Annotated in this window: 3 protein-coding genes and 1 pseudogene; all 4 read left to right on the forward strand. The window is 37.8% G+C overall.

Annotation, left to right across the window (positions count from 1 at the left end; all coding sequences use genetic code 11):
• Nucleotides 1-343 precede the first annotated feature (343 nt).
• The 4 genes and pseudogenes from rpoB (at nucleotide 344) to KTB61_RS10220 (ending at nucleotide 12,672) form a co-directional block, all read left to right on the forward strand.
• Nucleotides 344-4,141: a DNA-directed RNA polymerase subunit beta gene (gene rpoB, locus KTB61_RS10205; RefSeq protein ID WP_075759913.1), complete on the forward strand. Its 3,798-nt coding sequence runs from the start codon at nucleotides 344-346 to the stop codon at nucleotides 4,139-4,141.
• Between the two features lie 31 nt (nucleotides 4,142-4,172).
• Nucleotides 4,173-7,784 carry a DNA-directed RNA polymerase subunit beta' gene (gene rpoC, locus KTB61_RS10210; protein ID WP_075759914.1) on the forward strand — a complete coding sequence of 1,204 codons (3,612 nt, stop codon included), beginning with the start codon at nucleotides 4,173-4,175 and terminating at the stop codon, nucleotides 7,782-7,784.
• 735 nt (nucleotides 7,785-8,519) lie between these two features.
• Nucleotides 8,520-10,154 (forward strand): annotated as a pseudogene (locus KTB61_RS10215) (GH3 family domain-containing protein).
• Complete coding sequence (locus KTB61_RS10220; protein WP_216697431.1) at nucleotides 10,147-12,672, forward strand: HD domain-containing phosphohydrolase; 2,526 nt, start codon at nucleotides 10,147-10,149, stop codon at nucleotides 12,670-12,672. The pseudogene KTB61_RS10215 and the gene KTB61_RS10220 overlap by 8 nt, the downstream one beginning before the upstream one ends.
• Nucleotides 12,673-13,196 lie beyond the last annotated feature (524 nt).

A 13,196-nucleotide genomic window follows, 5' to 3' on the forward strand; every position in this document is an offset into this window, starting at 1 on the left:
TTTTCAATGGATTGTACTTACTAAATTGTTTTTGGATTTAGACCATATGCGACAAAAAGAGACAGTTATTCATACACAACCTGATAACATATTTAATTTGGAAATATGGTAGAAAATAAACTCTTATCACTAAATGTGGAAAAAGTCAAGGGAAAAATGGAAAAAAGTTGTTGACATGGCAAAATCACTATGATAATATAAGAAAATGCTTTACTGTGGGTTTGTATGCCCATGGTGTTTAGGAAATTCATTTTTAAATTGTGTTAAAACCTGGCAAATATGAGGGTTTTACACAATATGTAGTATATAAACCAGCTTTAGATCAAGAGGTGAAAAAACGTCCATGGAAAAGAACAGAATACAGCCAATAAAATCAGGTACCGGGATGCGAATCAGCTATGCCAGGCAGGAAGATGTCCTTGAAGTACCGAATCTGATCGAAATTCAGAAGGATTCATATAATTGGTTCTTAGATGAAGGATTAGCAGAAGTCTTTGAAGACATCTCTCCAATTGAAGATTATAGTGATCAGTTGAGCTTGGAATTTGTTGACTATCAGTTATGCAGGGATGATATTAAATATTCTATAGAAGAATGTAAAGAAAGAGATGCAACATATGCAGCTCCTTTAAAAGTGAAGGTAAGACTTCTTAATAAGGAAACAGATGAAATTAAGCAGCATGACATTTTTATGGGCGATCTTCCACTGATGACAGAAACTGGTACTTTCATTATTAATGGTGCGGAACGTGTTATTGTCAGCCAGTTGGTTCGTTCTCCTGGAATTTATTACGGAATTGCTCATGATAAGATCGGTAAGAAGTTATATTCAGCAACTGTTATCCCGAACCGTGGTGCATGGCTGGAATATGAAACAGACTCCAATGATGTGTTCAACGTTCGTGTAGACAGAACAAGAAAAGTACCGATCACAGTGCTGATCCGTGCATTAGGTATCGGAACGAATGCAGAAATCAAAGAATTATTTGGAGAAGAACCAAAGATTCTTGCAAGTATCGAGAAAGATCCTTCTGATAATTATGAAGATGGACTTCTTGAATTATATAAGAAAATCCGTCCGGGTGAACCATTATCTGTCGATAGTGCACAGAGCCTGATCAATAGTATGTTCTTTGATCCAAGAAGATATGATCTGGCAAAAGTAGGACGTTACAAATTTAATAAAAAACTGGCATTCCGTAATCGTATTGCCGGATTTATGCTGGCAGAAGATGTTGTGGACACAACAACAGGGGAAATTATCGCAGAAGCAGGAACAGTTGTAAGTATGGAACTGGCTGATCAGATCCAGAATGCAGCAGTGCCAAGTGTGATGATTCAGACAGAAAACGGTAATACAAAAGTGTTATCTAATATGGCTGTTAATCTTGCAGAATATGTAGATTTCAATCCGGAAGAAATCGGTGTTCATGAACATGTATTTTATCCTGCTCTGGAAAAGATTCTGGAAGAAGGATATGAAGGAGAGGAACTGAAACAGGTTCTTAAGAAAAATATTCATGAACTTATTCCTAAACATATTACAAAAGAAGATATTTTAGCTTCTATCAACTATAATATTCATTTAGAATATGGAATTGGAAATGATGATGATATTGACCACCTGGGAAATCGTCGTATCCGTTCTGTAGGAGAACTGCTTCAGAACCAGTACCGTATTGGATTGTCCCGTCTGGAAAGAGTTGTTCGTGAAAGGATGACAACACAGGATATTGAATCTATTTCACCACAGTCTCTGATTAATATCAAACCTGTAACAGCGGCAGTAAAAGAGTTCTTTGGAAGCTCTCAGTTATCCCAGTTCATGGATCATAACAATCCGCTGTCTGAATTGACTCATAAGAGACGTTTATCAGCATTGGGACCAGGAGGTCTGTCCCGTGACCGTGCCGGATTCGAAGTTCGAGACGTACATTACTCACATTATGGAAGAATGTGTCCAATCGAAACACCTGAAGGTCCTAACATCGGTCTGATCAACTCTTTGGCAACATATGCAAGAATCAACGAATATGGATTTATTGAAGCTCCATATCGTGTGCTTGATAAAACTGATCCTGAAAATCCGATTGTTACCAATGAAGTTGTTTATCTGACAGCTGATGAAGAAGATAATTTTATTGTAGCACAGGCGAACGAACCTCTGGATGAAGAAGGGCATTTTGTTCATACTCATGTATCCGGACGTTACCGTGAAGAAACATCTGAGTTTGATAAAGCAAATCTTGATTTAATGGACGTTTCTCCAAAGATGGTATTCTCTGTAGCTACATCCATGATTCCTTTCCTGGAAAATGATGATGCCAACCGTGCGCTGATGGGATCCAACATGCAGCGTCAGGCAGTTCCACTTCTGTCAACAGAAGCACCTGTAGTTGGAACAGGTATGGAGTCAAAAGCTGCATATGATTCAGGAGTATGTATTACTGCAAAGAATTCAGGTGTAGTTGAAAGATCCACAAGTACTAAAATCGTTGTAAAAAATGATGATGGTGGAAGAGATGAGTATAATGTTATCAAGTTTGCACGAAGCAACCAGGGTAACTGTATGAACCAGAGACCGATTGTTTTTGTTGGAGACAGAGTAGAAAAAGGTGACATTTTAGCTGACGGAGCTTCTACATGTAATGGAGAAATGGCTCTTGGTAAGAATCCGCTGATCGGATTTATGACATGGGAAGGTTATAACTACGAAGATGCGGTACTGTTAAGTGAACGTCTTGTACAGGAAGATGTTTACACATCTGTTCATATTGAAGAATACGAAGCAGAAGCTAGAGATACTAAATTAGGACAGGAAGAAATCACAAGAGATCTTGCCGGTTTAAGTGAAGATGTTCTGAAAGATCTGGATGATAATGGTATTATTCGTATTGGTGCAGAAGTGCGTGCCGGAGATATTCTGGTTGGTAAAGTAACTCCAAAAGGAGAAACAGAATTAACAGCAGAAGAAAGACTGCTTCGTGCAATCTTTGGTGAAAAGGCAAGAGAAGTCCGTGACACATCTTTAAGAGTTCCTCATGGAGCATATGGTGTTGTTATGGATACAAAGATCTTCACAAGAGAAAACGGAGATGAGCTTCCACCAGGAGTAAACAAGAGTGTTCGTGTTTACATTGCACAGAAGAGAAAGATTTCCGTAGGAGATAAGATGGCTGGTCGTCATGGTAACAAGGGTGTAATTTCCCGTATTTTACCAGTAGAGGATATGCCTTATCTGCCAAACGGACGTCCACTAGATATCGTACTGAATCCACTGGGTGTGCCATCACGTATGAACATCGGACAGGTGCTGGAAATCCACTTATCTTTGGCTGCAAAGGTATTAGGATTTAATGTGGCAACACCAGTATTTAACGGGGCCGATGAAAATGATATTGCAGATACTCTTATGATGGCAAATGATTATGCAAATACTTCATGGGAAGAATTTGAAGCAAAATGGCGTGACAAAGTTAATGACGATGTTATGCAGTATTTATATGAAAACAGAGACCACAGAAAAGAATGGGAAGGTGTTCCGATTGATACAACAGGAAAGGTAAGACTTCGTGACGGACGTACAGGAGAAGAATTTGACAGTCCTGTAACTATCGGTTTCATGCATTACCTGAAACTGCATCATCTGGTTGATGATAAGATTCATGCCCGTTCTACAGGTCCTTACTCATTAGTTACTCAGCAGCCTCTGGGTGGTAAGGCACAGTTCGGTGGACAGCGTTTTGGAGAAATGGAGGTTTGGGCACTGGAAGCTTATGGTGCATCCTATACACTTCAGGAAATCCTGACTGTAAAATCTGATGATGTGGTTGGACGAGTTAAAACATACGAAGCAATTATTAAAGGTGACAATATTCCAGAACCTGGTATTCCGGAATCTTTCAAAGTACTGCTGAAAGAATTCCAGTCCTTGGCTTTGGATGTGAAAGTATTAGACGAAAATGCTTCTGAAGTTGAAATCAGAGAAGATATTGATGGCGGAGACGTTGATCAGGATCTGGCACCAATGATTGAAGGAGACAGCGTCTTTAACAATTATGAAGAAAGTGAAGCAACTTTAGGTGCCCTGGGATACAAACAGGGAGAACTTTCAGAAGGTGAAGATGATACGATCTTATAGATGGATGTGCAATTAGGAAGGAGCAGCCTTAATGATAGAATCAAGCAATGAATATTCAAGCAACAAAATTTCATTTGATGCAATTAAAATCGGGTTGGCTTCTCCAGAAAAGATCCGTGAGTGGTCAAGAGGAGAAGTAAAGAAGCCTGAGACGATTAACTATCGTACATTAAAGCCTGAAAAAGACGGGCTTTTCTGTGAAAAGATCTTTGGACCAACCAAAGACTGGGAATGTCACTGTGGAAAATACAAAAAAGTACGTTACAAAGGTGTTGTCTGTGACCGATGCGGCGTAGAGGTTACAAAGGCAAATGTACGTCGTGAAAGAATGGGACATATTGAACTGGCAGCGCCAGTGTCCCATATCTGGTATTTTAAAGGAATCCCTAGCCGTATGGGATTAATGCTTGACATTTCACCTAGAACTCTGGAAAAAGTTTTATATTTTGCTTGCTATATCGTATTGGATGCAGGAGATACTGATCTTGCATACAAACAGGTATTAACAGAAAAAGAATATAGAGAAGCTTATGATAAATATGGTGATGCATTCCGTGTAGGTATGGGTGCAGAAGCAGTAAAAGAACTGTTAGAAGCTATTGATCTGGAAGCAGAAGCAAAAGCACTGAAAGATGAGTTTAAAACAGCAACTGGACAGAAAAGAGCAAGAATCGTCAAAAGACTGGAAGTTGTAGAAGCATTCTGCAACTCTGACAACCGTCCGGAATGGATGATCCTTGATGTTGTGCCGGTTATTCCGCCAGATATCCGTCCTATGGTACAGCTGGATGGAGGACGTTTTGCAACATCTGACTTAAATGATCTGTACAGAAGAATTATTAACAGAAATAATCGTCTGAAAAGACTTCTGGAACTGGGAGCACCAGATATTATCGTAAGAAACGAAAAGAGAATGCTGCAGGAAGCAGTAGATGCTCTGATCGATAATGGAAGACGTGGACGTCCTGTAACAGGACCGGGAAACAGAGCTCTTAAATCCTTATCTGACATGCTGAAAGGTAAACAGGGACGTTTCCGTCAGAACCTTCTTGGAAAACGTGTAGACTATTCCGGACGTTCTGTAATCGTCGTTGGACCGGAACTGAAGATTTATCAGTGTGGTCTTCCAAAAGAAATGGCAATTGAATTGTTTAAGCCATTTGTTATGAAAGAACTGGTAGAAAGAAAGCTTTCTCACAATATTAAATCTGCTAAGAAAATGGTTGAAAAACTGCAGCCGGAAGTATGGGATGTACTGGAAGATGTTATCAAAGAACATCCGGTTATGTTAAACCGTGCCCCTACACTTCATAGACTTGGTATTCAGGCATTTGAACCAATTCTGGTAGAAGGTAAAGCAATTAAGCTTCATCCGCTGGTATGTACTGCATACAATGCCGACTTTGACGGTGACCAGATGGCTGTCCATCTTCCATTATCTGTGGAAGCACAGGCAGAGTGTCGTTTCCTTCTGTTATCACCAAATAACCTTCTGAAACCTTCAGATGGTGGTCCGGTAGCCGTTCCTTCACAGGATATGGTACTTGGTATTTACTACCTGACTCTGGAAAAAGAAGGAGATAAAGGTGAAGGAAAATACTTTAAGTCTGAAAATGAAGCATATCTTGCATATGAAAATAAAGTTATTACGCTTCATGCACGTATTAAAGTAAGACGTACAGGAGTAGATAAAGATGGAAATCCTATTTCTCAGGTTGTTGATTGTACACTGGGACGTATCCTGTTTAATGAAATTATTTTACAGGATTTAGGATTTGTAGATAGAAGTAAACCGGAAAATGCTTTAGCTTTAGAAATCGATTTCCATGTAGGAAAGAAACAGTTAAAACAGATTCTGGACAGATGTATCAATATTCATGGTGCAACAAAGACAGCAGAAGTGCTGGATGACATTAAAGCCATCGGATATAAATACTCTACAAGAGGTGCCCTGACAGTATCCATTTCTGATATGACAGTGCCACCTGAAAAACCTCAGATTCTGGAAGATGCTCAGAATCAGGCAGAATTTATTACAGAACAGTACAAACGTGGATTAATGACAGAAGAAGAACGCTACAAAGCAGTTGTTAAAACATGGTTTGATGCCGATGAAGTTCTGACAGACAAACTGATCACAGGATTGGATAAATTGAATAATATCTTCATGATGGCTGACTCTGGTGCCCGTGGTTCTAACCAGCAGATTAAACAGCTGGCAGGTATGCGTGGATTGATGGCCGATACATCAGGACGTACCATTGAACTTCCAATCAAGTCTAACTTCCGTGAAGGTCTGGATGTACTGGAATATTTCATTTCTGCTCATGGTGCTCGTAAAGGTCTGTCCGATACAGCTCTTCGTACAGCCGATTCAGGTTACCTGACTCGTCGTCTGGTAGATGTATCACAGGATCTGATCATTCGTGAACAGGATTGCTGTGAAGATAAAAATGAAATTCCTGGAATGTATGTGGAAGCATTCATGGATGGACAGGAAGTTATTGAAAGTCTTGAAGAACGTATTACAGGAAGATATGCAGCAGAAGAAATCAAAGATCCTGAAACAGGAGATGTTCTGGTAAAAGCAAACCATATGATTACACCAAAACGTGCTAAAGCTGTTGTGGAAGCCGGACATACAAAAGTTAAGATTCGTACAATGCTTACCTGTAAATCACCAATTGGAGCCTGTGCAAAATGTTACGGTTCCAACATGGCAACAGGTCAGGCAGTACAGGTTGGAGAAGCTGTCGGAATTATTGCTGCCCAGTCTATCGGTGAGCCTGGTACACAGCTTACAATGAGAACATTCCATGCCGGTGGTGTAGCCGGTGATGATATCACACAGGGTCTTCCACGTATTGAAGAGCTGTTTGAAGCACGTAAACCAAAAGGTCTGGCTATCATCGCTGAATTCGGTGGAGAAGTACAGATCAAGGATACAAAGAAAAAACGTGAAGTTATCATCTCCAACAGAGAAACTGGAGATGTTAAGACTTATCTGATTCCATACGGATCCAGACTGAAAGTAATGGAAGGACAGATTCTGGAAGCTGGAGATGAATTAACAGAAGGTTCTATCAACCCTCATGACTTGCTGAAAATCAAAGGTATTCGTGCCGTTCAGGATTATATGATCCGTGAAGTGCAGAGAGTATATCGTCTGCAGGGTGTAGATATCAATGACAAGCACGTTGAGGTTATCGTACGTCAGATGCTGAAGAAAGTCCGCATTGAAGATGGTGGAGATACAGATTATCTGCCAGGAGCAATGGTAGACGTTCTGGAACTGGAAAAAGCAAATAAGGAAATGGTAGAAAAAGGATTAGAGCCTGCACAGGCAGAACAGATTATGCTTGGTATTACAAAAGCATCTCTGGCAACAAACTCTTTCTTATCTGCAGCATCTTTCCAGGAAACAACAAAGGTTCTGACAGATGCAGCAATCAAAGGAAAAGTCGATCCATTGGTAGGTCTGAAAGAAAACGTACTTCTTGGAAAACTGATTCCGGCCGGTACTGGTATGAAACGTTATCGTGACGTTAAGATCAGCACAGATGTGGAAGATTTCACAATTGGTGATGAATTTGATTTTGATGACGAAATCAGTTTTGACGAAGAATTAGATTTCCAGGAATAAGTTAACTGAAAAAATAAGAAATAAAATTAGAAACAGAGTATAATTCCAGAAATTTACTCTGTTTCTTGTTTTTTATTGCAAAAAAACTATGAAAATGATAAGGTTAAATTGATAATTTATATGAGACTCGGAAGGTATGACAAAGGATAAATAAAAATATGATATACATGATATTAGGCGTTTTGGCATTTGGACTGTTTTTTCTGTACGATATAAACAGTGTTTTATGGCAGGATAAGGTTTTGCATAAAAGTTTTTTTGCCGGTTGTATGATATTGGCAGTCTCTACTGTTTTATTTACCATCAAGTTTTTTTCCAGTGAAAGGATTCATATGATACAGTGGATATGTTTATTGCTCACGATTATTTCATTTCTGCTATTTATTTATACACTTTTTTTTGCCCTTCCTTTTGATAAAACCTATAGGGAGATGGAAGGTCCTGCTTGTGTATATACAGGTGGGATTTATTCGTTATGCAGGCATCCAGGAGTCCTTTGGATGTTTTTCTTTTATGTTTTTCTGGGAGGATTTTTAAATTCTTTCACAGTTATTTTAATTGGAATTGTATACAGCATTTTGAATATAGCATATGTAGTGCTTCAGGATTGCTGGACTTTTCCCAAAACACTTGCCGGATATGATGAATATAAAAACACAACACCTTTTCTTATTCCGACGAAGGATAGCATAAAAAAATGCTGGAATACAATATACTCCGGAAAGGGGAGAGATGATGAAGTTCGAAGAAAAGTTAAGAGAAAGGGATAGAAAGGAAATCTGGGATGAATATTGTGGATTTCTTGATCTTTCTATGGAAGATTATATGCACATTCAAAAACGTCTGTTAATGGAATAGATGTCTTTGTGGTGCAATTCAAAACTTGGACAGGATATTTTAGACGGTAAAATGCCGCGTGATATTGATGAATTTCGTCAAATGGTTCCTTTAACCACTTATGAGGATTATGCAGATGTTTTACTGTCGAAACAGAAAGAAATGCTGCCGGATGAGCCGATTATATGGATTCAGACCACATGGGAAGGCGGAAAACATCCTATAAAAGTTGCTCCTTATACAAGGAGTATGCTGGATACTTATACACATAACGTACTTGCCTGCCTGATTTTATCCACAAGTAATCAAAAGGGTGAATTTGATGTTAAAGTAACTGATAATATTCTATATGCATTGGCACCTCTTCCATATGCTACAGGTCTTTTTCCTCTCGCATTAAAAGATCAGATTAATATTGGTTTTCTGCCACCGGTGAAAGATGCTGTAAAAATGTCTTTTGGAGAACGAAATGTAAAAGGATTTAAAATGGGGCTAAGCGAAGGAATTGAATTTTTCTTTGGACTTGGCAGTGTAGCATATTTCGTAAGTATGAGTATTGCAGACATGCAGAAAAAGGGTGGAGAAAAAAAGGGAATGATCGAAACGCTTTCTAAACTTTCTCCATCAATGATAATAAAGCTAATTCGTGCAAAACAAAAATGCCGAAAAGAAAATCGTCAGCTGAAACCAAAGGATTTATTTAAGCTGAAAGGATTTATGTGTGCAGGAACAGATAATTACTGTTATAAAGATGATCTTGAAGAATTATGGGGAGTTCGACCAATGGAACTCTTTGCAGGAACAGAGCCAACCTGTATCGGGACGGAAACCTGGACGCGCAATGGCATGTATTTCTTTCCGGATGCATGTTTTTATGAATTTATTCCGGAAAGTGAAATGGAAAAAAGTTTTATTGATCCGGAATACCAGCCAAAAACATTTTTAATGGATGAAGTTATACCTGGAGAAAAATATGAGATTGCTATTACAGTTTTAAAGGGCGGAGCTTTTGCGAGGTATCGTGTAGGCGATGTGTATCGGTGTGTAGGGCTTAAGAATAAAGAAGATGAGACAGTTATTCCTCGTTTTCAGTATGTGGATCGTATACCTACAATCATTGACATTGGAGGGTTTACACGAATTTCAGAAAATTCAATTTCGGATGTGATTCAGTTATCTGGTCTGCCGATTAAAAACTGGGTGGCTTTGAAAGAATATACAGAAAACAATCGTCCATATCTGCATTTATATGTGGAAATGGAAAAAGAAAGTCTGGAAACTATTGCGATCAACAAAGAAATCTTAAAAAATCATTTAAGTGTATATTTTAAATATTTGGATCAGGACTATAAAGATTTAAAGAGAATTTTAGGAATAGACCCACTGGAAATAACGATTTTAAAATGCGGGATTTTTGATAAATTTGAAAGCCGTGGAAAACAGCTGGTCAGGAGAGTGAATCCTCCTTATCAGGAAACAGCTGTTCTTTTGGAAGATTATGTAGCAGAAAGAGGAGGTATCAGCTATGAATAGTTTTTCGATTATTCCAATTACTGCTCTGATAGGATATGTATTCTTCTTAATGGCATTTGTGGCAGCAAAAAAAACAAAATTAATTAACTCATTTATTTATCTCCTGATCGTTATGATTGCCTGGACCGGTGGTTCTTTTGCCATGAGGCAAATGATGTGGCCTTCTGTAAGGTTCTGGTTTCATATATCACTGGCCGGAATGTTATTTATGCCACTAGGCTTTTTAAATTTTATTGAGGAATTTCTTGCAGTTAACCGGACAAATAAGAAAATCTTATTTGTAATAACGACTGTGATTCTCGTAGTAAATGCAGCTACAGAATGGATTCTGGCAACACCGAGACCAATAGAAGATAACGGAAAAATTACTTTTGTTTATACGATGCATTGGCAGGTTGTGATTTTGTTTGCATTTTGTGTCATTGTAATTTTAAGAATGATGCAGGTGACGATTTTCTACTGGAAGAGAAACGATTTTGTAACAAAACAGCTGACTCCGATTTTGATAGGAATTCTGGTTCTTTTTGTGGGGCATGTTTGTCTTTTGTTACCATTTTTTCAAGGATTTCCTATAGACCTGCTATCAGGAATCATTAATATCATTTTTATTTTTTATGCACTATATGCTAAGAGGATATGTAAGCTGACTCTTTTAATATCAAAAGGAAACTGCTATATTCTCTCTATGGGTCTTGTGGTGATTTTGTATTATTATATGGCAACGCCTTTAAAAGATTTTATTGGGGAAAATGTGTCAGAAAAATATTCTGGAATTATTATTATATTGATCGTCATGATTGTTTCAATGACATTTTATCATGTAATTCAAATGTTTTTTGATAAAATCTGTGAAAAAGAAGAACTGGCACAAACAGAAAATCTAAGAAAATTTAGTATGCAGGTATCTAAGTCCCTTAATATCAGAGGAATTCTGGATGCCATGGTTGAAGTAATCCAGAAAACGGTACAGGTTGAAAAGGTATATATCTGTATTGCAGATGATAATCATAATTATGAAGTATTTCATACAACCAGCAGACTGGACAGAAGGTCGTTGCGAATGTCAGAAGATCATCCGGTAGTACGATATTTACAGAATCATGATGGAAGTCTCCTTATGAAAGATTTTAAATGTACATCTGCCTATAAGTCCATGTGGGAAGATGAAAAAAGGCTTTTATCTGAATGGAAGATAGAGTGTTTTCTTCCGCTAAAAGATGAAGATGATCTTATTGGAATTGTCATGCTGGAACATAAAGAAAAGTATAAAGAATTTACATTTGAGGATCTTAATTTTCTGGAATCTGTTGAATCTATTTCTGCCATTGCAGTGAAGAATTCAAGGCTATACGAAAAAGCCTATGAAGAAGCCAGAAAAGATGAGCTTACAGGATTATACAACCGGAAATGTTTCTATGAGCTTTTGCACAGTGAATATATGAAATGTAAAAAAGATTCTCTGGCTTTGGTTATGGTGGATATTGATGATTTTAAACTTTATAATCAGCTGTACGGTAACCAGGAAGGAGATGCTGCACTGATAAGGGTTTCTGAGATTATCAGGGCTACAGTTGGAGAAAATGGATATGTTGCCCGATATGAGGGGAAAAGATTTGGAATCATTCTTCCGGGAAAGAATTTATATGAGGCAAAACATCTGGCAGAAAATATCAGCGGGCAGATCAGACAGATGAATTCCAATCGAAAGGATTATTCTTTCAGAGTATTGACAGTCAGCTGTGGAATCAGTGCAATTCCGTATTCAGCAGCTACAGAAAAAGAATTGATTCATAATACTGATATGGCTGTATATAATGTGAAACGTTCAGGGAAAAACGGTGTATTTATATATACAGAAGGAGAATCAAAACGAAGAACCGAAGGGAAACAGGAACAGAGAAAAAGTGCTTATAAAGAATATGCATCTACGATATATGCACTGACCGCTGCCATTGATACAAAGGATCACTATACGTTTAATCATTCCAAAAATGTGGCATATTATGCCGGTGAACTGGCGAAAATATACGGATTGGATCAAAATTGCATTGATATTGTGCGAGAAGCGGGACTACTGCACGATATAGGGAAAATAGGTATTCCCGAAAATATTCTTAATAAACCAGGCAAACTTACAGAAGATGAATATGAAATTATTAAAACTCATGTGGAAAATTCCATTGGAATCATAAGACATCTGCCATCTCTTGATTATGTAATACCAGCCGTTCTGGGGCATCATGAACGATATGATGGAAAGGGATATCCAAGAAGGATGAAGGGAGAAGATATCCCTCTGATGGGAAGAATGCTGTGCATTGCAGATTCTTTTGATGCTATGTTGTCAAAAAGAAGTTATAAAGATGGTTTCCCTCTTGAAAAAGTATTAAGAATAGTGGAAGAAGAAGCGGGAAAACAGTTTGATCCAAGATTGTCAGAGTTGTTGATACAGGCTGTCAGAGATGGAAGAATTAAATGCAGAACAAATGCGAAAAAGCACGAAGAATTAATGGAATAGAAAAGGCAGGTTTACAAAACCTGTCTTTTTTGCCGGTAAAAAATTTTTCAATACCATATAAATTATATATCAATTGAATGCAAATAAATTGAATTTACCAGGTGAAATCTTAAATAATCTGAATATACTTTTAATTTGACAAATTAATCAGAAATTGATATAATAAAGACAACAAAAAGAGATAAGTTTTTATAGAAAGGAGAAGTTGCCTAGAGTGCTCCCAGAGATTCGTGGTTAGAATCTTTAAAACCGGCAGTCGATCATCTGAGTATTGGAATAGAGAAAGATGAGACTGACTTAACAAGATATTGTAATCCATAGGATGGATCATACAAGTCTTTGAACGGATAGAACGGTAAGGAGTCAACCTCATGGAGAAGGAGATACAAAGAGAATAAGAATCATAGATTTTCAGATACTTGAGCAGGTCGAAGAATCAAGGGAGAATCAAAACAATATCCAAACAGATAAGAAAGATTCTATGAGAATGAAAAAGGATTCAAAGATAAATAGAGTATAGAGAA

Origin of the sequence: Anaerostipes faecalis (genome assembly GCF_018982945.1) — a bacterium.
Classification (GTDB): domain Bacteria; phylum Bacillota; class Clostridia; order Lachnospirales; family Lachnospiraceae; genus Anaerostipes; species Anaerostipes faecalis.